Source organism: Marinobacter salsuginis, from assembly GCF_009617755.1.
Lineage (GTDB): Bacteria > Pseudomonadota > Gammaproteobacteria > Pseudomonadales > Oleiphilaceae > Marinobacter > Marinobacter salsuginis.
The window spans coordinates 67,810-89,772 of record NZ_BGZH01000003.1 but is presented as its reverse complement, the minus strand read 5'-3'; the positions used below and the strand labels follow the sequence as shown (position 1 = coordinate 89,772).

The 21,963-nt window shown below is 54.1% G+C and carries 26 protein-coding genes; 17 read left to right on the top strand and 9 right to left on the bottom strand.

Annotated elements, in window-relative coordinates; genetic code table 11:
- Position 1: 1 nt before the first annotated feature.
- Positions 2–1,186, bottom strand: a complete 1,185-nt coding sequence (locus GJU83_RS14585; RefSeq protein ID WP_153634628.1) for a thiamine pyrophosphate-dependent dehydrogenase E1 component subunit alpha — start codon at positions 1,184–1,186, stop codon at positions 2–4.
- A 273-nt stretch (positions 1,187–1,459) separates the two neighbouring features.
- Here GJU83_RS14585 and GJU83_RS14580 point away from each other — a divergent pair, with 273 nt between their 5' ends.
- The 3 genes from GJU83_RS14580 to GJU83_RS14570 all read left to right on the top strand — a co-directional run bounded on the left by GJU83_RS14580 (position 1,460) and on the right by GJU83_RS14570 (position 5,375).
- Positions 1,460–2,929, top strand: coding sequence for a malate:quinone oxidoreductase (locus GJU83_RS14580; RefSeq protein WP_069185255.1), 1,470 nt, complete (start codon positions 1,460–1,462; stop codon positions 2,927–2,929).
- Positions 2,930–2,958: 29 nt separating this feature from the next.
- A complete protein-coding gene (locus GJU83_RS14575) occupies positions 2,959–4,695 on the top strand; it encodes an isocitrate/isopropylmalate family dehydrogenase (RefSeq protein ID WP_069185254.1) in 1,737 nt (578 codons plus the stop codon).
- A gap of 116 nt (positions 4,696–4,811) precedes the next feature.
- Positions 4,812–5,375 (top strand): pyridoxamine 5'-phosphate oxidase family protein, encoded by a 564-nt coding sequence (locus tag GJU83_RS14570; RefSeq protein WP_069185253.1) that lies wholly within the window; start codon positions 4,812–4,814, stop codon positions 5,373–5,375.
- Between the two features lie 13 nt (positions 5,376–5,388).
- On the opposite strand, the gene GJU83_RS14565 is transcribed toward GJU83_RS14570, so the two are convergent.
- A complete protein-coding gene (locus GJU83_RS14565) occupies positions 5,389–5,853 on the bottom strand; it encodes a MarR family winged helix-turn-helix transcriptional regulator (protein ID WP_069185252.1) in 465 nt (154 codons plus the stop codon).
- A 187-nt stretch (positions 5,854–6,040) separates the two neighbouring features.
- On the opposite strand from GJU83_RS14565, the gene GJU83_RS14560 reads away from it, so the two are divergent.
- Positions 6,041–7,021, top strand: coding sequence for a LysR family transcriptional regulator (locus tag GJU83_RS14560; protein ID WP_069185251.1), 981 nt, complete (start codon positions 6,041–6,043; stop codon positions 7,019–7,021).
- 76 nt (positions 7,022–7,097) lie between these two features.
- Positions 7,098–7,268 (top strand): hypothetical protein, encoded by a 171-nt coding sequence (locus tag GJU83_RS18975; RefSeq protein ID WP_167352732.1) that lies wholly within the window; start codon positions 7,098–7,100, stop codon positions 7,266–7,268.
- A 65-nt stretch (positions 7,269–7,333) separates the two neighbouring features.
- Here the strand turns inward: GJU83_RS18975 and GJU83_RS14555 are convergent, their stop codons facing one another.
- Positions 7,334–8,203, bottom strand: a complete 870-nt coding sequence (locus GJU83_RS14555) for an AraC family transcriptional regulator (RefSeq protein ID WP_069185250.1) — start codon at positions 8,201–8,203, stop codon at positions 7,334–7,336.
- Between the two features lie 110 nt (positions 8,204–8,313).
- Here GJU83_RS14555 and GJU83_RS14550 point away from each other — a divergent pair, with 110 nt between their 5' ends.
- The 10 genes from GJU83_RS14550 to GJU83_RS14505 all read left to right on the top strand — a co-directional run bounded on the left by GJU83_RS14550 (position 8,314) and on the right by GJU83_RS14505 (position 16,421).
- A complete protein-coding gene (locus GJU83_RS14550; protein ID WP_069185249.1) occupies positions 8,314–8,784 on the top strand; it encodes a YHS domain-containing (seleno)protein in 471 nt (156 codons plus the stop codon).
- Positions 8,785–8,868: 84 nt separating this feature from the next.
- A complete protein-coding gene (locus GJU83_RS14545; protein ID WP_069185248.1) occupies positions 8,869–9,153 on the top strand; it encodes a BufA1 family periplasmic bufferin-type metallophore in 285 nt (94 codons plus the stop codon).
- A 5-nt stretch (positions 9,154–9,158) separates the two neighbouring features.
- On the top strand, positions 9,159–10,070 hold the full coding sequence (locus GJU83_RS14540; protein WP_069185247.1) for an MbnB/TglH/ChrH family RiPP precursor modification enzyme: 912 nt from the start codon (positions 9,159–9,161) through the stop codon (positions 10,068–10,070).
- On the top strand, positions 10,057–10,806 hold the full coding sequence (locus GJU83_RS14535) for an HvfC/BufC N-terminal domain-containing protein (RefSeq protein WP_069185246.1): 750 nt from the start codon (positions 10,057–10,059) through the stop codon (positions 10,804–10,806). The genes GJU83_RS14540 and GJU83_RS14535 overlap by 14 nt, the downstream gene beginning before the upstream one ends.
- 12 nt (positions 10,807–10,818) lie before the next feature.
- On the top strand, positions 10,819–11,286 hold the full coding sequence (locus GJU83_RS14530; protein WP_069185245.1) for a DoxX family protein: 468 nt from the start codon (positions 10,819–10,821) through the stop codon (positions 11,284–11,286).
- Positions 11,273–11,611, top strand: coding sequence for a thioredoxin family protein (locus GJU83_RS14525; RefSeq protein WP_069185244.1), 339 nt, complete (start codon positions 11,273–11,275; stop codon positions 11,609–11,611). The genes GJU83_RS14530 and GJU83_RS14525 overlap by 14 nt, the downstream gene beginning before the upstream one ends.
- A 132-nt stretch (positions 11,612–11,743) precedes the next feature.
- Positions 11,744–13,144, top strand: coding sequence for an aminotransferase-like domain-containing protein (locus tag GJU83_RS14520; RefSeq protein ID WP_069185301.1), 1,401 nt, complete (start codon positions 11,744–11,746; stop codon positions 13,142–13,144).
- A 114-nt stretch (positions 13,145–13,258) separates the two neighbouring features.
- Positions 13,259–14,653, top strand: coding sequence for a cytochrome c oxidase accessory protein CcoG (ccoG, locus tag GJU83_RS14515; protein ID WP_069185243.1), 1,395 nt, complete (start codon positions 13,259–13,261; stop codon positions 14,651–14,653).
- Positions 14,654–14,717: 64 nt separating this feature from the next.
- Positions 14,718–15,686 carry a helix-turn-helix domain-containing protein gene (locus tag GJU83_RS14510; RefSeq protein WP_069185242.1) on the top strand — a complete coding sequence of 323 codons (969 nt, stop codon included), beginning with the start codon at positions 14,718–14,720 and terminating at the stop codon, positions 15,684–15,686.
- 132 nt (positions 15,687–15,818) lie between these two features.
- Positions 15,819–16,421 carry an RNA polymerase sigma factor gene (locus tag GJU83_RS14505; RefSeq protein ID WP_069185241.1) on the top strand — a complete coding sequence of 201 codons (603 nt, stop codon included), beginning with the start codon at positions 15,819–15,821 and terminating at the stop codon, positions 16,419–16,421.
- A 50-nt stretch (positions 16,422–16,471) separates the two neighbouring features.
- On the opposite strand, the gene GJU83_RS14500 is transcribed toward GJU83_RS14505, so the two are convergent.
- On the bottom strand, positions 16,472–16,942 hold the full coding sequence (locus GJU83_RS14500; protein WP_069185240.1) for a nuclear transport factor 2 family protein: 471 nt from the start codon (positions 16,940–16,942) through the stop codon (positions 16,472–16,474).
- Positions 16,943–16,988: 46 nt separating this feature from the next.
- The gene (locus tag GJU83_RS14495; RefSeq protein ID WP_069185300.1) at positions 16,989–17,585 is read right to left on the bottom strand and encodes an RNA polymerase sigma factor; all 597 of its coding nucleotides are present in this window, start codon (positions 17,583–17,585) and stop codon (positions 16,989–16,991) included.
- Positions 17,586–17,778: 193 nt separating this feature from the next.
- On the opposite strand from GJU83_RS14495, the gene GJU83_RS14490 reads away from it, so the two are divergent.
- Positions 17,779–18,348, top strand: a complete 570-nt coding sequence (locus GJU83_RS14490; protein WP_069185239.1) for a TetR/AcrR family transcriptional regulator — start codon at positions 17,779–17,781, stop codon at positions 18,346–18,348.
- Between the two features lie 27 nt (positions 18,349–18,375).
- On the opposite strand, the gene nrtS is transcribed toward GJU83_RS14490, so the two are convergent.
- From nrtS to GJU83_RS14475, 3 genes are read right to left on the bottom strand one after another with little or no spacing between them, the layout of a single operon-like run.
- Positions 18,376–18,621, bottom strand: coding sequence for a nitrate/nitrite transporter NrtS (gene nrtS, locus GJU83_RS14485; RefSeq protein ID WP_069185238.1), 246 nt, complete (start codon positions 18,619–18,621; stop codon positions 18,376–18,378).
- Positions 18,608–20,029, bottom strand: coding sequence for a dihydrolipoyl dehydrogenase (locus tag GJU83_RS14480; protein WP_069185237.1), 1,422 nt, complete (start codon positions 20,027–20,029; stop codon positions 18,608–18,610). The genes nrtS and GJU83_RS14480 overlap by 14 nt, the downstream gene beginning before the upstream one ends.
- Before the next feature lie 30 nt (positions 20,030–20,059).
- Entirely contained in the window at positions 20,060–20,353 is a 294-nt protein-coding gene (locus GJU83_RS14475) for a glutaredoxin family protein (protein WP_083231897.1), read from the bottom strand.
- 255 nt (positions 20,354–20,608) lie between these two features.
- Between GJU83_RS14475 and GJU83_RS14470 the strand changes: the two genes are divergently transcribed.
- Positions 20,609–21,439: an alpha/beta fold hydrolase gene (locus GJU83_RS14470; RefSeq protein ID WP_069185236.1), complete on the top strand. Its 831-nt coding sequence runs from the start codon at positions 20,609–20,611 to the stop codon at positions 21,437–21,439.
- Between the two features lie 70 nt (positions 21,440–21,509).
- Here the strand turns inward: GJU83_RS14470 and GJU83_RS14465 are convergent, their stop codons facing one another.
- Positions 21,510–21,761 (bottom strand): hypothetical protein, encoded by a 252-nt coding sequence (locus GJU83_RS14465; RefSeq protein WP_069185235.1) that lies wholly within the window; start codon positions 21,759–21,761, stop codon positions 21,510–21,512.
- Between the last annotated feature and the right edge of the window lie 202 nt (positions 21,762–21,963).

The following is a 21,963-nucleotide window of genomic DNA, read 5'->3' as shown; positions in this document are numbered from 1 at the left end:
CTTATGCTCCTCCCTTGGCGTGTTTGGCACTCTTCGGGTACTCGTCCGGATACCGGCGAATATGCGCCTTCAGTTTGTCGAACTGCTCAGCCAGCGCCGGCGGGACTTCGTCATAGACATCACTGACCAATGATTCAAGCGGTGGTGGCGGCCGTTTCTGCGCCCGTTTCATGGTTTCGAGCACTTCCCGGCGCATGTTCTCCTGCAGCTGCTTTTCGTCGTCCTCACTCCACCACTTCTTGCTTTCCAGCCACAGACGCATGCGCAGTATCGGATCTTTTTCCCGCCATACTGCCTCTTCATCCTTACTCCGGTAGCCGGACGGGTCGTCTGATGAAGAGTGGGCCGCCAGGCGATAACTCATGGCCTCGATCAATACAGGACGGTTGTGTTCTACGGCCAGCTTGCGGGCCTCTTGAGTGGCCTGATACATCGCCAGAATGTCGTTACCGTCCACCCGGATCACATCCATCTTGTAACCGTAGGCCCGGGGTGCAACGCCGTCGGCTGCAAACTGTTCGGCGGCCGGTGTGGAAATAGCGTAACCGTTGTTCCGGCACAGGAAGATCACGGGCACCCGATGAACCGCAGCCATGTTCAGGGCCGCGTGGAAATCGCCCTCGGAAGCGGCGCCTTCGCCAAAATAGGTAATGGTGCAATGACCTTCGCCGCGAAGTTTCTGACCGTAAGCATAGCCCGTGGCCTGGGGAATCTGGGTGGCCAGCGGTGAAGAGATGGTCATGTAGTTCAGCTTTTTCGAGCCATAATGGACCGGCATCTGGCGACCCTTGCCATAGTCCATCTCATTGCCGAACAGCTGGTTCATGAATTCGTCGATGGTAAAACCGCGGTAGGCGAGGGCACCTTGCTCCCGATACTGCGCCATAATCATGTCGCCATCATCCAGCGCCGCCGCGCTGCCAATTACGGCCGCTTCTTCACCGGTGCACTGCATGTAAAAGCTCAGGCGGCCCTGCCGTTGGGCGGCAAGCATGCGTTCATCAAGAATTCGGGTGGTAACCATGGCCCGATAGATACGAAGGGCCTTGTCTTTGTCGAGATCAGGAGCCTTGGCGCTCTTGTAGAGCTTGCCGTCCTGTTTCAGAAGCCTGAACGTGGGAATACGGAATTCCGCACCGTCGGTAAACACTGGGGAATACACAACTTTGGACTTTGTTGTTGTCATAATCCTCTTCCTGGGGTAGTGGCCTGAGGAACAAACACTCCTTGTGGGAGTGTAGTTAATGTCATTGTAGACAGCCTGGCAGAATCTGGTGTGATTCGTGCCAGGTGATGTTTACCTTAACGTAAACTGCTGGACAGGGGTAGACCCCCGTTGAGAGATTTTAAGTGATGAGTAACCGCTGTCTCCGCGTTTTCCGCGCCTGGCGAAGCGTGCTACCGTCAAGGTATACACTTTCAACGGATTCAGCCATTTGACTCACGCGGGCAGGTTTTAATGAACGTAATCATTATCGGCGCAGGAATAATGGGCACCACTTTCGCCACCCTGGCGAAAGAGTTGGCGCCGGAACTGGATATCACCATTCTGGAAAGACTGGACGGCCCCGGGGCCGGGAATTCCTGGGTGTTCAATAACGCAGGTACCGGGCACGAGGCGAACTGTGAGCTGAACTACACACCGGTGGACGAAGAGGTCATTTCGGTCGAAAAGGCGGTAAAGATTCACGCCCAGTTTAACGTGGCCAAGCAGTTCTGGGCCTATCTGATCCAGAAGGGCGCTATCAAGGATCCCAAATCCTTCATCAACCAGACCAAGCACTGCACCATCGTCTCGGAACCGTCGATTCAGGAACTGAAACTCCGCTTCAAGGAGATGTCGGCGCATCATTTCTTTGAGCAGATGCGCTATTCAGAAGACTTCGACGAGATCAAGAGCTGGATTCCCTACACCATGGAGGAGCGGCCGCGCCATGAGAAGATGGCGGCGACGGTTATCGAAACCGGCACGGACGTCAACTTTGGTGCGCTGACAGAGCAAATGGCCCGGCACGCCGTTGACGACCTCGGCGTAAAGATTGAATACGGCACCCACGTGAAGCGCGTACATCGCAGCCCGGCCGGTAGCTGGCTTGTGGAAACCCAGAACAGGGGAGGTGATCGACAGTACAAGGCGGATGTTCTGTTCGTCGGTGCGGGCGGTGGTGCATTCCCGATCCTGAAAAAGAGCCATCTGCCTTTTGCCCGTCGTTTCACCGGTTTTCCCGTTGGCGGGCGTTTCCTGCAGGCCGAGATCACCGCCGAACAGGCCAAGCAATACAGGGCCAAAACCTACGGTAAGGCAAAGGTGGGTGCACCGCCGATGTCCGTTCCGCACCTCGATCTGCGGGTATCAGACGGAAAGTATTACCTTCTGTTTGGCCCGTTCGCCTCGTTCAAACCGGTACTGGAAAGAGGGCGGGGGTTCCTCGACTACCTTCGCTCAATGCGCCTCCACGATATTCCGAGCCTGCTGAACGTCGCCCTGGAGCACTTCCCTCTGGTCAAATATCTGGTTTCAGAGACCTTCAAGGGCGAAAAGAGCATGTTCGAAGAGCTGGACAGCTTCGCTCCGGGCATGAGTAAGAAGTTCAACTGGAAAGCGGTTGAGGCTGGCCAGCGGGTACAGATCATCCGGGATGGGGACCTGCAGATGGGCACCGAGATCCTGGTATCCAGTGACAAGACCTACGGTACCTTACTCGGCGCATCCCCGGGTGCTTCGGTGTCGCCGGAGGTCATGCTGCGTTGCCTGGAACAGCTTTTGCCGTCTATTTTTACCAGTGAGCAAGCGGAAAAGAAGAAGAAAGAAATATTCCCCGAAGATAACCTGGAGGCGCTAGCGAAGAATCCCGACCGATACCGGGAGATCCGGGATTTGGTCAATGAGCGGTTGGGTATCAAGCCGTCGGCATCACAGCAGGACTGAACAGGCCAACAAATAACAGGGAGATTTCCATGGACAGCAGAATCAGTGTCACCTCGCCTCTTGTGATCCTCCACGGCGACGAAATGGCCCAGGTTGCGTTTGACCATATTCTGAAGAAGTTCGTGAATTCACGGCTTGATATTCAGCTTGAAGAAATCGACCTGTCTGCGGAAAACCGACTGTTGACCAATGGCCAGGTAGTCATCGATGCCATTGATGCCCTCCAACGTCATGGTGTGGGAGTCAAAAATGCCGGCATGACCGTTAACCGGCAGCAGCTCGAGGACTTGCTCCGTAAGCATCCGGATGTGGACGGCAACAACCTGCACCCGCTGGCGACCAAATCGCCAAACGGCGCTATCCGGAAGGGCATCAGTGGCAATATAACCCGGGAAGACATCAAGTTCCGTAACCTCAACATTCGCCGTCCGGAATGGGTAGGGCGCGACATTGAGGTGGATACCATGGAATTCGGTGGCATCAAGGACAGTTTTAACCAGCTATCCATGGCAACCGGTGTGGTCAAGCTGATGTTTGTCGGGAGTAGTGGAGACCCTGTAGAGCTGCATCGCCGAGAGATTCGCAAGGGCGATCCCTGGCTGTTGGCAACCAATGACCTGGAGGACGTTAAAGCCTGGGCACATCGCTTCTTCCAGCGAGCTATTGCCGAGAAACGGGATGTCTACCTGGGCCTGAAAGACACCGTGATCCCCGGCTACGACGGCGCCATGAGAGCAGCGATCGAGGACATCTACCACAGTGACTACAAGAAGCAGATCGAGGATCTGGGTCTGAAGTACTTCTACGAGCTGATTGATGCCCAGGCTGCACGAATTGTTTCCAACCCACCGAAGCGAGCGCTGTGGGGCGTTCCGGACAACACCACCGGGCGTAAATTGCTCAAGCTGGTGAACCAACTCAAGGAATTTGGTATTCCGGGCCGGGGTGCTCATGTGTCAATTTCTCGCATGAGTGCCGGGGGCGGCGACCAGTACGGCAGCTTCAACATGGCGGCAAAGGAAGATGGCATTCTCAAGGTGATCGTCGACGGTGACGAGAAGCATGCCCGCCGGGTCAGAAAAGGCGATCCGATGCTTCTCATGTCTAATGACCGCGAGGCCATCAAGGACTGGGTTCTGCAAGTGTTCCGGGATGCCTCGCGCAAGGACAAGGAGGTGTATTTTGGTCTAAAGCGCGAGTACATGGAGTACGACGAAGTCTACAGCGATGTGATTACCGAAGTGCGCCGCGAGTTGGCCAGTGAGGACACGCCGCCACCATCGTTTATGATCATGCGGCCTTCGAGCCAGCTCAAGAAGATGATCACCGATCCTCCCAGAAATGCGCTGTATCCGTCCCAGAACCTGGATGGGGACATCTTCTCGGACATCTCAGCGGCGCTCGGCGGCAGCCTGGCGACCGCCAGTTCCATCATCGAGAGCAAGGACGGCACCATGTTGTTCGAGGCGCCCCATGGCACGGCACATGATCTTTACCTGAAGTATCTTGAGAGTGACGGAAAGATCGCCCACTTCAATCCATCTGCGTTGATCTTCGCGCTGGCCAACGCCCTGGAAACTGTCGGTGAGCGAGAGGGTAACGAACCTTTGAGCCAGTACGCCGTTCAATTGAAGGCCGCGTTAACGGATACCGTCGACAGCGGAATTGTTACTGCCGATTTGAAGGGTAAAACCGTTGATCCGGATTCTGAACAGGTGGTGGATATGATTGGCTTTCTGGAGTCGGTGGAAAAGGCGCTCGGATGAAACCTCAGAAAAAGCCAAGCCCCCTTTTTAAAAAAGGAGGCGCGATGTAACACCTGGGCCAGTCGGGTTACTGATAGCAAATGGGATATCATTTTTTAGAACCTCGGGAGCCCGCCATGGCGCACAAGTTTGCCGAAATCGCGTTCACCAGAATGGTAAAGCAGGTCCAGGAAAAGATGGGCAGCCGTTCAGGGTATTCATCCATTGAGTCCGGGCCTGACCGCAACAATCTGCTGAGAGACCGCGAGCGTGGATTCATCGAGGCCCGTGACAGCTTTTACATTGCCAGTGTCAGCGAAACCGGTTGGCCCTACATTCAGCACCGGGGAGGACCGGCCGGTTTTTTGAAAGTGATAGATCAATCGACAATCGGCTTTGCCGATTACTCCGGCAATCGCCAATACATCACCACGGGCAACGTGCTTACCAATGACCGAGTCGCTCTGTTCCTGATGGACTACCCAAACAGAAGGCGGCTGAAACTGCTCGGGCGGATGGCACTGGTCGGCTCAGACCAGCCTGAGATTCTTGAGCAATTGCAGGATGGCGATTATAACGCCCAGGTAGAGAAGGGCATGATCATTCGAGTTGAAGCCTTTGACTGGAATTGTCCGCAGCATATTACCCCTCGCTATACTCAATCAGAGGTCGAAGCCCTGCTCGAGGCCATGCGTGATTGAGGCTGTAGAGGTGTCAGAGGGTCGACTGGAGTTTACTGCTGTAGCGCCGGAGCTTTCCCACGGTCTCTGACCAGTCATCTGCACCCACCATGTTGGTGAACTCATCGTGAGCTTCCTCCCACCTGGCCAGTGCCTGCACGTAAATGTCTTCGCCCTCCGTCGTCAATGAAAGCCCCAGTGAACGCTTATGCCCTGTAGGCTGGGATTGCAGAAATCCCTTGGCGATTAGTTTTTCAACCGTGCGCTGAAGGGATGTGCGCTCCATTCCGAGGAGCTCAGCCAACTCGTTAATAGAGTTTGGCGGCGACAGTTTGATGGCATTCAGAATAGAGAACTGCGTAATCCTGAGGCCGGTGTCCGAAAGATGATGGTTGTAATGACGGGTTACCAGCCTGGAAAACACGCGGGAGTAGAGAGCGGCGCAGGTTCTGGCAACGTAAAGAGGCGTTGTTTCCTGGTCTAATGAGTGCCCGGACACGATGGGTTTCCCTGTGTTTAAGTGTATATGCATGATGCTAGGTGGAAGTGCCCGTGATGTCCAGTCAATCGAACCAAATGAGTTCAGGGAATCTTGCTTGGTTTCAGTAACAGTCGGGCCTCCAGGGCGTCTGAGAAACAGGTATCACGTTCTCTCCGATGTCCTCTTTAAACACAAGCGAGGCACCATGAAAAATCAGGAACTCAACTTGTTGCATGTCTTCAGCGCCATCATGACTGAAGGCTCCATTACACGAGCGGCGGACCGCCTGGGCATGACCCAGCCTGCGGTTTCGAATGTAGTTTCCCGAATGCGCATCGCCTGGAAGGATCCTCTATTTGTTAAACGGGGAAGGCAGGTGGAGCCGACGTCCTATGCGCAAAGCCTGTGGGACCAGATCCGCAACCCGCTCCATGAACTGTCCAATGCAGTGAACTCAACCCGATTCACGCCGGGCGAATCCCGCAGGACGTTCAGGATAGCGGTCACCGATCTGATACTTGAAATGGTCTGGCAACCGCTGGTCTCCGAATTGCAGCAGTGTGCGCCCGGAATTGATCTGCACGCCGTGCCTTTTTCGCCGGCCACCGCAGCGAATCATCTGCGAGAAGCGAGTGTCGACTTTGTGATTGGCTTTTTCGAGCAGCATGATCACAGCCTGAGAAGCCTCTGGCTCTTCGAAACCGGTTATGTATTGGCCATGAGAAGCGGCCATGACCTGAGTGGTCGGCCCGTGGACCTGGATTCGTTTCTGAATGCCCAACACCTGCTGGCAACCATGTCTGGTGAGGCCCACGGTGTTGTCGACGATACATTGAACCGGCGTGGTCTGGAGCGACGCGTTGCGGTAACCGTCAACCACTTTTCTGCCGTTCCAAACCTGCTCCGAAACTCGGATCTGGTTGCAACCATTCCGGAAGTCATCACCGGTGACTGTGAATTCTGCGCGGGTATTTCGATTACCAGTCTGCCAATTGAGGTGGAGCCGACCAATCTCTATCTGGCATGGCATACCCGTCACGACCGGGACCCCGGCATTATCTGGATTCGAAGCATGATCGAGCGAGTGGCGAAGGCGTGTTGGGAAAAAGCCATGGCCGCCAGAGAGCTTGATTGCGGACCACTGACAGTGATTAATTCCGGTCTGGACAATCGGCCCATTAACTAGAACACCTGTCCATTTGTCGGGGTGCTCCGGTGGTTAGTATTTCTCTCGTAGACATCAACCACTGGAGAAACCCATCATGAAAAATGTAACTGTCAAAGCACTGCTTGTTGTTTCCATCGCCCTGATTTCCGCCTCCGCCAGCGCGTCTCTGGCGGACCGCAAGTCAGACATCGACGACTATAGCCAGTCCGTCAGTAGCCCGTACAGTGGCCAAAAGGTCATCCGCGGGCAGGTTGTTCTGAAGTAAACGCTGCACCAAAAGAAAAACGGGCAAGGATTCAGAATCCTTGCCCGTTTTTTGTTTCACAGCGATCAAGCCACGTTGGCGTTTTCCTCAGCTTCGGTGTTATTAGCCTCGGCGGCTGTCGCGTTCAACTTTTTCCATTCCCTGGGCGTCATGCCCGTATTCTTTTTGAAGGCCCTGGAGAACCCGGAAGCGTCTTCATAGCCAACTTCGAAACAAATAATCGACATGGGCTTGTCTTTCAGAATGAGCTTCTTGGCAGCAGAGATACGGGCATTCTGGACGTATTCGCCAGGTGCTAGGCTAAGCACATTCTTGAAGTGTTGTATGAAGGTTGATCGGGACATGGTCGCCACGTCAGCCAGCTTATCAACCGAAAGATCTCCATTCAGATTGCTGTCGATGCAATTCAGCACCTTGCTCAGCTGACGGTCCGCGAGCGCGGATAGCATGCCCTTGGGTGTTTCCCCCCCGGAAACGATATGCCGGAGCACATTTACGAAAATGACCTCAACGAGTCGGTTCATAACCGCGTCCCGCCCTTCCTGGGCTGCTTCGGCTTCCGCGAACAACACATCTACGAATGAGCCAAGGCCCTGAACGGAAGACAGGGGAAGTACAACGGAAGGAGGCAGCGCCTGGAGGACCGGGTTTCGGGAACCAGTCTGAAACTTGATCGAGGCGCAAATCATCTCGGCACCTTCCTTGTTTGCGCCGAACAGCTGATGGGGCTGGGAGCGCACCGAGAAAATCATGGTCGGCTCCGTGAGTGTCATTTTTTCCCGGTTCGCTTCCATGATATCGAGCACCCCCGAACGGAGTACATGGATGTATCCGGTTCCTTCCTCTTCAAAGGACGCGAGTCCACAAAGCTGGCCCCGAAAGAACACGCCGGCGTTTACGTTGAGCTGGTCGAGAATGTAAGAAAGCCTGTCCATAAGCCACTCCAGATAATTGGCATAGAAGTTTGAACGATCGTACGCATTCAGTACCGCCCGAGGCCTTAATGTTTCAAACGTAGTCATCATTCATTCAAAGGAGATACCCAATGACTCGTTTCAACAAACTTCGTGCCTTCGTTGCTGTTGCTGCCATGAGCGCGGCTTCTGGTGTTTTTGCTGCCGATATCGACATGAACGCCGACGCCAATGATGTCGCCATCAGCGGTTACGACCCGGTGGCCTACTTCTCTGATTCAGAGGCCACCAAAGGTTCGGCCGAATACACCGCCACCTACAAGAACGCGATTTACCATTTCTCCAGCGCGGAGAACCGTGATCTGTTCCGTGCCGACCCCAGTGCCTATGCGCCCCAATACGGCGGCTACTGCGCATTCGGCGTAACCATGGAGAAGAAGTTCGACGTTGATCCCGAGGCCTGGCGGATTGTCGATAACAAACTCTACCTGAACCTGAACAAAGATGTGCAGAAGCGTTGGCTCACTGATGTACCTGGCTTCATCGCCAATGCCAACGACATCTGGCCGGAGATCAAAACCGTGGAAGCAGCCAAGCTGTAAAGCGCTGCCAGTGATCTGAGCAAACTGCGGGGTCCTTGATCTTCCAGAACAAGGACCCTGAATCAAACTTTCAGGGTGATCGATATGAACCAGAAGCTTCTTTTTAGCGCGGCACTGGCCGCTGCACTGGCCGGCGTCATGTCCGCGCCACTGGCTCACGCAGGCGGCAAGGAAAAATGCTATGGCATTTCCCCAGTTGGCGGTAACGACTGTGCGAACCTTGCGGGAACGCACTCCTGTGCAGGCCAGGCAAAGGTCGCCAACGACCCGGGTGAGTACAAGATTGTTGAGAAGGGCACCTGTGAAGATCTGGGTGGTTTTGACAAGGAAACGGCTCTGGAAATCATTGCTGAGAAAAGCAAGGGTTAAGGGTCATGAGTAATCGTCAGGACTCAGGCCAAAGCCAGCAGGAACTCAAGAGCACCGCCGTTGGGGTAGGGCTGCGACCAGAGCACTACCAGGACGTTCTGGAGCAGGCACCCTCAATCGATTTTCTTGAGGTTCACTCGGAGAACTTCTTCGCAGACGCCGGCATCTCTGTCGATCTTCTACAAGAGGTCTCGGCCAGCACGCCGATCAGCCTGCACGGCACCTCGGCAGGTTTGGGGTCGGTTGAGGCTGTTCCTGACGATTATCTCAAAAAACTGAAACGCCTTGTGGATCGGGTGGATCCGGTACTCGTGTCGGACCACCTGTGTTTCACCTGGGCAAGGATCGGTGGAAGGCTTTTTCACGGTGGTGATCTTCTACCCATTCCCTATACCGAAGACAGCTTGCTGCATGCAGTGAACAACATTGATCGCATACAACAGTACCTCGGTCGTCAGATCGCTATCGAGAATGTCTGCGCCTACATCGAGTTTGACCAGAGTGATTTCGACGAAGCGAGTTTTATCGGTGAAATCGTAGCTCGCACGCAGTGTGGACTGATCCTCGATATCAACAATCTGATGGTGAACGCCCGAAATGGGCAAGTCTCAAATCTGGAGAATTTTGTTGATCGCTATGTCGGATCACTCGACCACTCTGCGATTACCGAGATTCATCTTGCGGGCTCGACGCCCGTGGGCGAAGAAGAGCTGCTGATCGACGACCACGCCTGCCCGGTATCCGTGGCTGGCTGGCAAACCTTCGAACGCGTGCTCAATGTGATCGGCCCAAAGCCCACGTTGATTGAATGGGATAACAATCTCCCATCCTGGCGCGAGCTTCTTGGGGAGGCTACCAAGGCCAGAAAGGCACAGCGCCGGGTACTGGGGAGTGAGCGCAGCCATGAATCTCTCTGATTACCAGGCTCATTTCCTCGAATTCCTGTTCGGCGGCACGAGCACGCCGGTGCAGCCCAATTCCGAGGTGTATCGATTTGGGGTTGAGGCAAAGGCAGTTCGAGCCCTCGAGCAAGGTTATCCAACCGTGAGGGCACTGCTAGGCCCTGCCGACTTTGAAGGGCTGGCCCTCGACTATTTCAGGATGATCCGGAAACAGAGCGGAGACTGGGGCGAATTCGGTTGGGGCTTTCCGAGCTGGATTATCTCCCATCGGATTTCAGATCGCGTTCCTTATCTCTCCGATGTAGCGCGACTCGACAATCATGTAGCACGCGTCGAGAGGAGCCAGTACGAAGAGGTAAACGTCGCGAGCTTTAACGCAATTGGAGAAGACCTGGCGTCTTGCTCTCTGATTCTTAACAAAGGGATCCAGTTTTTCCGCTCCATGTACCCAGTGGTCAGTATCTGGGAGGCGCACAAAAGTGAGACCCCGAAGGACACACTCAGTTTTGCTCAGGCGAAGAGAATGATCGCCAAGGGCCGAGGGCAGAATGCGCTGGTCTATCGCGCGGGTTGGAAAGGCATCGCGGAAGTCATTCCAGAGAGAGATGTGTTGTTGCTAGAGGCAATCAGAAATCAGCGGAGTATTGCCGAAGTCTTTGGCGAGGATGTTCTGAAAGACACGAACTTTACCCATTGGCTGCAAGACATGATCGCGAAAGGCGTCATTGTTGGCGCCAAAACCATTCATTAAGAGGAGATCAACATGAAAGCGTTGGCATACAGTTTCTACGGTTTGAACGATTCGGTCCAGCGATTGGTTGGCAGTCTGCTACCCATTGCGTTGCTTCTGGGGCGGCTTTATGTGGCCTGGGTCTTTTTCAAGGCTGGCCTTACGAAGATTGATGACTGGGGAACCACCCTGTTCCTGTTTGAGGAAGAATACAGTGTTCCGCTGTTGAGCCCCGAGTTCGCAGCGTTCCTGGCGACCTTTGGCGAACTGGTTTTTCCGGTGTTACTGGTCATTGGCCTGTTTTCCCTGGTGTCTTCGCTGGGTCTGTTCGTCATCAACATTGTTGCGGTCATCAGTCTTGAAGCGATCGCACCAGCAGCAGAGTTATATCACGTGGTCTGGGGCCTGATTCTCATGGGTTTGGCCATGTGTGGGCCTGGTCTGTTGTCGCTCGACAAGCTGATCAGAGCCCGTTTGAGAGGTGACTATGCCGCTAATTAATCTGAATACCTTTGAAGAACTGGGCGAACTCGCCAATAAACACGAATGGCTGCTACTGGATTTCTGGGCACCCTGGTGCGCGCCGTGCAAGGTAATGAATCCCGTGCTTGAAAAATTCAGTGAACTGAATCCAGACAACGCGGTCATCAAGGTGGATGTGGATCAGAAGCACGAGATCGCCGCCAAATTCGGCGTCAGGGCGATACCGACTCTGGTTCTGCTCAGACGTGATCAGTTCATGGGGCAGGAGACCGGGTCCAGATCACTGAACGATCTCAACAGGTGGATCGACGGGCTAAAACAGAAGGTATCCCAGTTGGCGTGAATTGTTGGCGGTTTTCAGAGTAAACTCAGTTCGCCGGGTCCGCGCCCGGCTTTTTTATTTGGAAATCGGGTAAGGTTCGCTTTCGCTCGATGTTCCGAATAAATCCCTGAGTGTGTGGAGATGGATCAGGCAATGACAGTCGATTTGCCCAAATACCAGGCGCTTGAGAATACTCTTCGAAAGAGTATCGAGGGTGGTCGATGGCGGCCCGGCGAACGAATGCCATCCATAAGAGAACTCTGCAACCGCTACGGGTTTTCCAAGATTACCGTACAGCACGCGCTTCAGCGGCTTGAGGCTCAGGGATTGATTCAGGCCCGGGAGCGAAGCGGCTTTTTTGTGTCGTTGGGGCAAAGCGAGTTCGAGCCCCCCAGGCAAGCCGCCATGCCTGCCTCACCCAAGCCTGTGTCGGTTAGCCAGGTTTTTCAGGACATCATGACCCGGAGCGCTGCCTTTGATTTGCTCCCGGATCTCCAAAGCGACGAGCCGCCACCGGGCATAATTCAGCTGAACCGGTCGATCGGCCGGGCCCTGCGTCGCCAGTCTGCGAGCTTTCAATATTATGACGAGCCGGCTGGTGATCAGGCGTTGAGGGCCCAGCTTGCGCTTCGAGCCGCTAAAAGAGGGTGGAAGGCGGAGGCCGATCAGTTCTGTATTACTGCTGGTTGTCAGCAGTCCCTGTTCCTGGCCCTGATGGTGGTTTGCCAGAGCGGTGACGTGGTTGCAGTTGAAGCCCCGGGGTTTTATGGGGTTCTCCAGTTGCTTGAACAACTGGAGCTCAAGGTGATCGAGATACCGGCCTCGCCAACGAGTGGTATGGACATGCGGGCGCTTGAAGAGAGCCTTCAAGTCTGGGATATCAAGGCGTGCGTGGTTTCACCGTCCTTTGCCACTCCTACCGGAGCTGTCATGCCTTCCGAAGACCGTCGACGGTTGCTTGAGCTTGCCGAACGACATGATCTGGCCATCATTGAAGATGATATATACGGCGAGTCAGGATGGTTTAACACTCCCGATTCCCTGAAGGCGATTGATGACCATGACCGCGTCATCTATTGCAGTTCTTTCTCGAAAATTCTCTCTCGAGACCTGCGTTTGGGATGGGTTTCGGGTGGCCGGTGGCATCGAAGTATACTGCAGCTGAAATTGACCTCTCAGTTGGCCAGTAGCCGGTTTTTGCAGCAAGGCGTGGCAAGCTTTATTGCCGAGGGCGGCTACGCATCGCACCTCCGACGGTATCGGCAATGCTTGCGCCAGCAGCGAGACCATTTGGTGGGTTTGCTCGGGGACTGGCCGGTGCCTTTGAAAGCAACCGCGCCTCAGGGTGGATTGGCTTTGTGGGTGGAGCTGCCGCCAGAAATCGACACGTTGAACCTTTACGCCAAAACCCTCAAGGAGGGTATTGTCATAACGCCCGGTAGCCTCTTCTCGGTTTCCGGAAAGTTTTCGAACTGCCTGAGAATCAGCTTTGCCCATCCGTGGAACGAAGCACGAACAGATGCGTTGCAGAGACTACCCGCACTCATGTTCTGAAGTTCCGTCATCTGTCCCTATCAAATATTAAAAAAGTGGTCCTGCCCCCGTTAAGTGCGATCCATTAACCTCGCGTCACCTTTTATTCCCTGGTGATGGCAAGGTGCGCAACAAATGAGTCGCCTTATCTCTGTAAAGCAAATCGAGTCAACTTCGAAAGTCCTCGAGGCCGACCACAAAATCCAACCCCGAAGTTTCTCCGGTTTCTATCGTCGTGTGCGAATTACCGGAGGTCTTGTTCTCTTTGCGCTGTATTTTGGTGTGGCGTGGCTCGACTGGGGTGGCAGACAGGCAGTCCTCTGGGATCTCTCAGAGAAGAAGTTCCATATCTTTTCCGCCACGTTCTGGCCGGAAGATCTGGTGTTGCTCTCCGGGATTCTCTTGATCTGTTCATTCGGCCTGTTTTTCTTGACGGTACTGGCGGGTCGAGTGTGGTGCGGCTACGCGTGCCCTCAGAGTGTCTGGACCTGGGTCTTCCTGTGGGCGGAGCGAGTGGCGGAGGGCGATCGATCAAAAAGGATCAAGCTTGATGCAGCGCCTCTCAGCGTGAAGAAGCTCGTTCGCCGCGGTTCCAAACATGGGCTCTGGCTCCTCATCAGTCTCTTAACGGCGATAACGTTTGTAGGGTATTTCACACCGATACGCGATCTTGCCCTAGATCTTTTTGTCTTGGAAGCATCAGGATGGGCCGTGTTCTGGGTTCTGTTCTTCACGGCGGCCACTTATCTGAATGCTGGTTGGCTGCGCGAGAAAGTCTGTTTCCACATGTGCCCTTACGGCAGATTCCAGTCGTCCATGGTGGATGCAGACTCCTTGGTTATTTCCTATGACGCTGAACGGGGTGAACCGAGAGGTTCTCGGAGAAAGGATGTTACGCCAGCTTCAGCGGAGCTGGGTGACTGCATTGATTGTCAGCTGTGCGTGCAGGTGTGTCCGACAGGAATTGATATTCGGGACGGGTTGCAGATGGGGTGTATTGGATGTGCCGCCTGCATCGACGCCTGCGACTCGATCATGGACAAGATGGGATACGCCCGTGGCCTGGTGCGTTACGCCAGTGAACGCGACCTGAAGGGCGGGAAAACAAATCTGTTGAGACCACGACTGGTGGGGTATTTCGCCTTCCTGGTTGTGATGATTGGGCTGTTTGCATGGGGCGTGGTGTCCAGGCCTTTGATTACGCTCGATGTTGAAAGAGACCGGGGTATGTACCGGTATACGAGTGAGGGCGAGATCGAAAACAGCTATCTGCTGAAACTCACGAACAAAGACAGCAGCCAGAAGTACCTCATCATAGAGGTTGAAGATCCCTTGCGAGCGTCAACCACAGGCCCCTTGGGCGTGGTAGTTGAGGCCGGAGAGAAGGTTGAGGTTCCTTATTCCGTGGCTCTGCCTGCATCCTCCCTCAATGCTGGCGCCAACGACATGGTTTTTCAGATCAGCACCCTGCATGGGGAGAAGGCGTTGGTTACCGAAACCAGTACGTTCCTTGCTCCGTCAGAGCATTGATGGCGTCGATCAATGCTGCCAGCTAAACTCAAAAAGTTGAGTATGACAACTAAAGGTATCTGAGATGTTACAGACGCAGGATGTAACAGGCCCCATCTCTGGGGGCAGTGCCATTCCCTATGATGAGTGGACTGAAAAACTGGGGACTGTTTATGGGCTTTGGAGGCCCAGGAAAGCCGCGTATGATGACTTTACGGCGGGAGTAGTCCATCGTTCCGTTGGTAACTTCGGAGTCGTCAACTGCGTTTGCGACCCCTGTGGTGGTGCTCGCCAGGCTAAAGAAATATCCGGCGATGACCTGGAGACAGTCATCCTGCAACTGGTTCTTTCGGGGCAAGAGAGATTCACGATTGATTCGAAAGGCTTCGAACTGACGGCCGGGGACATTATTTTATGGAATACAACGCGCCCAATGACATTCGATGTTACGGAAAAGCTGCACAAGATCTCGGTGCTGATGCCTCTGGCGCGTTTGAGGAACTGGCTGCCAGGCTCCTGGCATCTCATTGACAACAAATTTGCCAGAGACTCCACCACAGCATCATTGTTGTGCGCGTTGATCCAATCAATGGCGCCGCAATTTTTAGCCGGCAGGCTGGAAAACAGCGACGCTTTAACGGATGCGCTGATGGGCACACTGGTCAGTACTCTCGGACCGCCGACCAGTCGAGGCGAGTTTTATGAACGGCATCAACTGATTCGGATCAAGCGTTTCATTGATAAACATTTGAGTAATCCGGACTTATCCCTTCAGGGCATTGCCTCTGCGCACCAAATTTCCTTGAGGCACCTGCATTCTCTTTTCCAATCGGAAGGGCAAACTGCATTGCAGTATCTGATAAGCCAGCGCCTGCTGCGCTGTCGGCGGGATCTTTCGAATCCTGCGATGACGGGCCGAACGATCACGGAGATCGCGCTTGGCTGGGGTTTCCAGCATCCCACGCACTTCAGCCGACGTTTTAAGTCCGAGTTTGGCTTGACCCCCTACGAATTTCGGCATGCTTCGAATGAAGGTTTAGTTCTTTACGACTAGGTGAACAAGCCTGCACGGACAGTTCAAAGAAGATTCACCCAGAAGCATGCTGCCATCTCTGAATCCCCCTAATGTGGATGCATAACTGATCTATCGCGATGTGTCCCCAAGGCGGAGCTGGAGGAGTGCAGCATGAATATCCAACCAAAAAACATTCAGAAAGTACCCGCCTTTGGGCGCGAGGCTGATTTAATAGAGGGCTTGCAAACTGGGGATCCGATAGCCTTCGATGAAGCGTATCGGAAGTATCACCCGGTAATGCTGCGAGTGGCCGCCAAGTACACCTCTGCGGCCGTTGCCGAAGATATTGCCCAGGAGGCCTGGTTGGCTGCCATTGGAGCCATCGCGTCGTTCGAGGGCCGTTCGTCCCTGAAAACCTGGCTGTGCCGGATCGTGATCAATAAAGCGTTCAATACCTATCGGGAAAAGCGGCCGGAATTCCCTGCGACGCCCAGCCTTGCAATGCTGTCAGACCAATCAGCCGAGAACCAGGGTGTCAGTGCTTCCTGTCATCTCAGCGAACCGGAACTGGCTGTGCAGACGTCCAGGGCCCGGGAGCGCATTCGGATTGAAATGAAGAATATGAACCGGGATCACGCCCACGCGATTCTGTTGAAAGGCATGACCCAACTGACGGGCTCGCAGGTATCTGAGGTGTTGCAGATTTCTCACGGAAACCTCCGGGTCATACTGCATCGAGCGAGAAACGAGCTAGCGGCCGTGCTCCAGGCATAAGGGCAGCGACCGCGCTCTGAGAGTTAATAGTCCGCCAGCTATATAAAGTATCACAGCCCCAGATCACTCAACCCCGGGTGATCATCCGGTCTGCGACCCAGTGGCCAACGGAAAAGCCGATCTGACTCTTTGATGGGGCTGTCGTTGATGCATGCGAATCGACGCTGCATGAGACCGTCCGCATCGAATTCCCAGTTTTCATTGCCATAGGAGCGGAACCAGTTTCCGCTGTCATCATGCCACTCATAGGCATATCTCACGGCGATGCGGTTGTCGGTGTAGGCCCAGAGTTCTTTGATCAGACGGTAATCCAGTTCACGATTCCATTTGCGGGTGAGGAATTCTTCGACCTCCTTGCGGCCGTTGGCGAACTCGGCCCGGTTACGCCAGCGTGTGTCCTCGGTGTAGGCGAGGACAACCTTTGCCGGATCCCGGCTGTTCCAGCCATCTTCGGCAAGGCGAACTTTTTCAATGGCGCTTTCCCGGGTGAAGGGTGGTAGTGGTGGACGTTGGGAAGTCATGTTGGTTCTCCATTTCTTGGCAAACAGATTGGTGCGGCCGCCTGGATCAGAGCAGGGCGGCCAGCTCGTTTCGTGCACGGTGCAGGATGACTCGCAGATTTCCATGGGAGATCTGCAGCACATCCGAAACCTGCGAACCGGTGAGCGCGCTCATGCCCTTTAGCAGAATCGCGTTGGCGTAATCCCGGTTCATATTCTTCATTTCAACGCGAATGCGTTCCTGAACCTTTGCAGTCTGGGTAGCCAACTCCGGTTCGCTAAGATGCCCGGCGGTGCCACCAAATTGGTTGTCTGGTGAGTTATCGGATAACAGAGCGAGGCTTGGCGAAGCAGGAAATTCCCTTCGGTTTTCACGGTAGGTGTTGAAGGCTTTGTTGGTGACGATCCGGCACAGCCACGTTTTCAGCGACGAACGGCCCTCGAACGACGCGATGGCTCCAATCGCAGCCATCCAGGCCTCCTGCGCGATATCTTCAGCAACGGCCGCAGAGGTGTATTTGGCGGCCACTCGAAGCATTACCGGATGGTATCTCCGGTAAGCTTCATCAAAGGCCCTCGGATGGCCTGCTTGCAAGCCATCAATCAAGCCTGCCTCATGCTCAAAAGCCGTTTCCTTCCGGGTGACTTTAATTTGAATGTCCATCTTGCTTGTCTCCATGCCGTTTTCATTGGTGGTTCGCAAATGAAACCGACAACAACACCAGTCAAAAAATACCCTGCTTCGCTTCCCAAACTGGCATTTCCTGAAGTAGACAAGTCGGTCTATTTTTAATTCTAGACAGATCTGTCTAAATTGGTCAACATATATTCAACGAAAAAAAATCGGAGGTGAACACGTGGGACGACGGCAGGATCTGATCGACACCGCATTGCGTCTGTTTTACGAACATGGAATTCACGCCATCGGCATTAACCAAGTGCTGCAGGAAGCGGGTGTTGCAAAGCAAACGCTCTATAACCATTTTGAGAGCAAAGACAGTCTTGTGGAGGCTGCCGTTGAGCACCGGGACAAACTTTTTTTCCAATGGCTTGAGTCGCGAATGAACAGCCAGCCGGCGGGAAGAGAGGCTCTGATGGAGATGTTTGATGCGGTTCACGACTGGTTCAATGACCGAGTTCCGTCACTCCAGCGTTTCTACGGTTGTTTTTTCATCAACACCTGCGGTGAGTACAGCGACCCGGATCACCCGGTCCACAAACGCTGCGCGGCTCATAAAACAAAAGTTTTTGAGCTACTGAAGCGGCACGCTCTGGAAATCTGTACTTCAGAGACCGAAGCAGATGAACTGGCCAATGCGCTGTTTTTGCTTAAAGAGGGTGCCATCGTTAAAGCGCACGTTGAAGGCGATCTGGATGCGGCGTTGAAGGCAAAGGCAATTGCCTCAAGGATGATTTCGCCGCACTGAAAAAAACTGTGCGGCGAAATTCGGGGTTCAACGGTACCTTGAAATTGGCACATTGAGGCCAGAGGACCTTTCACAATCCCGGTCGCTGGACCATTTGCCAAGCATGAAAACGCAAAATGGAACGCAGTAGGTCAAGACTGCCGGCAGCCATTGAATGTGCTGATATCCAAAAAGCGCATCGTGCTGATTTATCAGTAACAGAATCGTACCCACCACCAGGGCAACTCTTGTCGCCTGTGTGTAATAACGCTTAAACAGTTCAAGCAGCTGCATGAGGCGCCTCCTTACGTTCGGCCTGTCTGAGCTTTTCTGCGGCATCCCGGAAGGCGGTGCGAACACCTTCTTCAATAACAGGGTGATAGAAAGGCATTCCGAGTATCTCGTTCACCGTCAGAGACTGCTGCACAGCCCAGGCCAGCAGGTGACCAATATGCTCTGCTGCTGGCCCAAACATTTCAGCGCCCATCAGCGTGCCGGTGCTCTTATCGGCGTAGACTTTCAGCATGCCCTGGTTTTTGGCCATTACGCGGCTTCTTCCCTGATTGTGGAAGCTCACCTTTCCGGAGATGAAGCTGTCGGCCAGCAGTTCGTGCGCTCGTTTGCCGACACTGGCAATTTGCGGGTCGGAAAAGACAACGCCCAGCGCGGCACGACGATGACCCGCTTCTACCGTGGGAAACGTGCCGGCGTTACGGCCTGCGATACGCCCCTCATCTGAGGCTTCATGCAACAAGGGCAGCTCATTGTTAGCATCACCTGCGATGAATATGTGCGACTCACGGGTCTGCAAGGTGTAATGATCGAAGCCAGGAACGCCGCGGGCGTCCAGTTCAATGCCGGTATTCTCGAGGCCAAGCTTGTCAGTATTCGGAATTCGACCGGTCGCTGCCAGAACATAGTCCACCACGACTGTATGAACCACACCTCCGGACGTGCGGTAGGTCACCTGCACTCCGTTTAGGGTTTCCTTTGCTCCGAGGACATCCGCGTAAAGGATCAGGTCAAATTCAGACTGGAAAGTATCCGCTGCAATCTGACGAATTTCGTCGTCGGCAATTCCGCCAATCGATTCGTTGCGCGACAGCATTGTAACGTCCACGTTTAGCCGGCTCAGAGCCTGCCCTAACTCGAGTCCAATAACGCCTGTGCCGACCACGAGCACGGATTGCGGAAGTTGCTCCAGTTCGAATACATCGTCGTTGATGAGCAGGCGTTTGCCCGCACCCTCGAGTACTTCAGGAATGAACGGTCTGGAACCCGTTGCGATAACAATCCGGTCGGCGGTAATTTCGAGCCCGGTATCAATCTGCAAACGATGGGCGTCGAGAAAGCGAGCGTAACCACGGACCTTGTGGCTATCATCAAACTCATCGACGTCTTCAACAACAAACCCCACGAAACGGTCGCGCTCTTTTTTCACGCGATCCATGACCGCCGCACCGTCAGTCTCAACGGTCGGGACATTGAGCCCGAACCCCCCCGCATGCTTTGCGCCGTGGGCGGCTTCTGCCGCGGCAATCAAAAGCTTACTGGGCATGCAGCCGACACGCGCGCAAGTGGTGCCGTAATGGCCGCCCTCAATCAGCGCGATGCTGTCGGTAAATTTGCGAGCTTCGCGGTAGGCACCCATACCAGCCGTGCCCGTGCCAATGATGGCAACATCAACCTTTCGTTTGAGCATTTTTACTTTCCTGTAGGTTATGAGGACCGTTCATGCGGTTTGATTGTGATCAGCCGACTGGGCGGCATGGCGCTGCAGGTAGCGGACGATATCCTGGGATTCGTACAGCCACCGAACCTTCCCCTTTGACTCGATTCTCAGGCAGGGAACCTGTGCCCGACCTCCGCCATTGATCAGCTCTGACCGGTATGCAGGGTTTCTGACGATGTCACGTTCCTCCACTTCAATGTCGATGGGCTTCATCGCAGAGCGGGTATATGCGCAAAAAGGGCACGAGCGATGGTGGTAAAGAGAGAACGATGTGGTTTGCGAACTGACGGACATGGACTGTCTCCTTCGTAGTGAATGTGCCTGCCATTCTCTGTTGTTCAGGCACGCTGGAGGCGGCAGGACGGTTGGAATAGTTGTCCATCTGTTTCAGGGGGACCCTGTTCGCGAAGAAGGACGTTGGGCAAGAAATATACAATTCTGCTTGCAGCTCTGATTAGAATGTATATACACTTTATGAAAACCGATTCGAGACGGAAAGCGGTTCCGCTCAATCGACGATTCATTGTTCATCAGACTGAGGAAACGAACATGAACCTTTCGCTTACTGTGTTCCAGGCTGCTTTCGGTTTCTACAGCCGATTGATGCCAGCAAAAGCGGCTTCAAAAGCTGTCGAACTTATGACCAGCCCACGAATCAAGACAGAACGCAGAAATTCATCCCGAACGCTGTTCGAACGAGTCGTGCCGCTCAGTAATGACGGTCTACTCTCGATCTACGGAGTTGGCCCAAAGAAAATCCTGCTCTTGCACGGGTGGTCCGGCTGGATCGGGCAATTCAAGGATTTGATCAGTGAGATTGATCCCCAGGAATACACCATCTACGCGGTGCATCCGGCAGGGCATGGTGAGTCGCCGGCCACCGAATCACATCCGGGGCGGTTTATCGAGGCTGTACTGGAAGCTCATCAATACGCTGGCTCGTCTTTCGACGTTGGGGTTGGCCATTCATTGGGAGCCGCTGCGCTTGTTTATGCCCAGTCCACCAGAAACTGCTTTGAACGCCTGGTACTGGTTTCTGGACCGGCAACGATTGAGGGGGTCCTGAGCCGGTTCGCCAATTTCGTAAACCTTGGGGAACGCAGTAAACGTCTGTTCGTAAACGATATGGAAAGAACGGTGGGATTGAGTGTCGACCGACTGGATCTTGTTGCATTGGCCCCCTCGATCGAAACACCCGTGTTGTTGATTCACGATGACCGGGATACCGAGGTTCCGGTTGCGGAATCCAGAGCACTGCACGCGGCGTTCCCGAGGAGCCGTTTGACCCATACAACGGGTTATGGCCATAGCCGGCTTTTGCAAAAACCTGAGGTCATTAAGGAAATTGTTGAATTTTCGAATTCACCGTTCAGGCCTTAGTCCGAAATGGTATCGGATCAGGAAAAACGCACCATCCCTGGTGCCAAGACGCAGATGAAATGTCTAACGCTTAACCGTGGGTGCCAGAACGTACTTCACCACGAATGACAATTTGACCGCTGTAGGGAGCCGGTTCTGCATTCTCGTGGTTAGCGTCCCGGTTCTGGATCTCGCCACGAATCACGATCTGGCCACTGTAGGGCGCAGGTTGGACCTGCTCGGAACGCGGCTGATCGGATTTCCGGTCTGCGAGGGTTGCATGGGCGGGCAGGGCAGCGATGGTAACGAGTGAAGCGAGGGTAATCAGTGCAAATTTACGCATTTTCAATTCTCCATAGTGTTAGTCGGTTCAGCTGACTCCGAGGCCCCAATGGCTCGGATATCAGATGAGCGAATTATGTGGATGGAGAAGGTGGAGGAATAATTCTGAAACAGTATGGAAAGCATCATTTTCAGTGATGAAGCGTGGCCGTAAGACCCTAAAAGGCACTCGTATTACTACTTATTTATAAGCGCAAGTGATG

Excerpts from the sequence above, each read along its gene's own strand:
- GJU83_RS14585 (WP_153634628.1), bottom strand. The coding sequence starts at position 1,186 with ATGACAACAACAAAGTCCAAAGTTGTGTATTCCCCAGTGTTTACCGAC.
- GJU83_RS14580 (WP_069185255.1), top strand. The coding sequence starts at position 1,460 with ATGAACGTAATCATTATCGGCGCAGGAATAATGGGCACCACTTTCGCC.
- GJU83_RS14575 (WP_069185254.1), top strand. The coding sequence starts at position 2,959 with ATGGACAGCAGAATCAGTGTCACCTCGCCTCTTGTGATCCTCCACGGC.
- GJU83_RS14570 (WP_069185253.1), top strand. The coding sequence starts at position 4,812 with ATGGCGCACAAGTTTGCCGAAATCGCGTTCACCAGAATGGTAAAGCAG.
- GJU83_RS14560 (WP_069185251.1), top strand. The coding sequence starts at position 6,041 with ATGAAAAATCAGGAACTCAACTTGTTGCATGTCTTCAGCGCCATCATG.
- GJU83_RS18975 (WP_167352732.1), top strand. The coding sequence starts at position 7,098 with ATGAAAAATGTAACTGTCAAAGCACTGCTTGTTGTTTCCATCGCCCTG.
- GJU83_RS14555 (WP_069185250.1), bottom strand. The coding sequence starts at position 8,203 with ATGGACAGGCTTTCTTACATTCTCGACCAGCTCAACGTAAACGCCGGC.
- GJU83_RS14550 (WP_069185249.1), top strand. The coding sequence starts at position 8,314 with ATGACTCGTTTCAACAAACTTCGTGCCTTCGTTGCTGTTGCTGCCATG.
- GJU83_RS14545 (WP_069185248.1), top strand. The coding sequence starts at position 8,869 with ATGAACCAGAAGCTTCTTTTTAGCGCGGCACTGGCCGCTGCACTGGCC.
- GJU83_RS14540 (WP_069185247.1), top strand. The coding sequence starts at position 9,159 with ATGAGTAATCGTCAGGACTCAGGCCAAAGCCAGCAGGAACTCAAGAGC.
- GJU83_RS14535 (WP_069185246.1), top strand. The coding sequence starts at position 10,057 with ATGAATCTCTCTGATTACCAGGCTCATTTCCTCGAATTCCTGTTCGGC.
- GJU83_RS14530 (WP_069185245.1), top strand. The coding sequence starts at position 10,819 with ATGAAAGCGTTGGCATACAGTTTCTACGGTTTGAACGATTCGGTCCAG.
- GJU83_RS14525 (WP_069185244.1), top strand. The coding sequence starts at position 11,273 with ATGCCGCTAATTAATCTGAATACCTTTGAAGAACTGGGCGAACTCGCC.
- GJU83_RS14520 (WP_069185301.1), top strand. The coding sequence starts at position 11,744 with ATGACAGTCGATTTGCCCAAATACCAGGCGCTTGAGAATACTCTTCGA.
- ccoG (WP_069185243.1), top strand. The coding sequence starts at position 13,259 with ATGAGTCGCCTTATCTCTGTAAAGCAAATCGAGTCAACTTCGAAAGTC.
- GJU83_RS14510 (WP_069185242.1), top strand. The coding sequence starts at position 14,718 with ATGTTACAGACGCAGGATGTAACAGGCCCCATCTCTGGGGGCAGTGCC.
- GJU83_RS14505 (WP_069185241.1), top strand. The coding sequence starts at position 15,819 with ATGAATATCCAACCAAAAAACATTCAGAAAGTACCCGCCTTTGGGCGC.
- GJU83_RS14500 (WP_069185240.1), bottom strand. The coding sequence starts at position 16,942 with ATGACTTCCCAACGTCCACCACTACCACCCTTCACCCGGGAAAGCGCC.
- GJU83_RS14495 (WP_069185300.1), bottom strand. The coding sequence starts at position 17,585 with ATGGACATTCAAATTAAAGTCACCCGGAAGGAAACGGCTTTTGAGCAT.
- nrtS (WP_069185238.1), bottom strand. The coding sequence starts at position 18,621 with ATGCAGCTGCTTGAACTGTTTAAGCGTTATTACACACAGGCGACAAGA.
- GJU83_RS14480 (WP_069185237.1), bottom strand. The coding sequence starts at position 20,029 with ATGCTCAAACGAAAGGTTGATGTTGCCATCATTGGCACGGGCACGGCT.
- GJU83_RS14475 (WP_083231897.1), bottom strand. The coding sequence starts at position 20,353 with ATGTCCGTCAGTTCGCAAACCACATCGTTCTCTCTTTACCACCATCGC.
- GJU83_RS14470 (WP_069185236.1), top strand. The coding sequence starts at position 20,609 with ATGAACCTTTCGCTTACTGTGTTCCAGGCTGCTTTCGGTTTCTACAGC.
- GJU83_RS14465 (WP_069185235.1), bottom strand. The coding sequence starts at position 21,761 with ATGCGTAAATTTGCACTGATTACCCTCGCTTCACTCGTTACCATCGCT.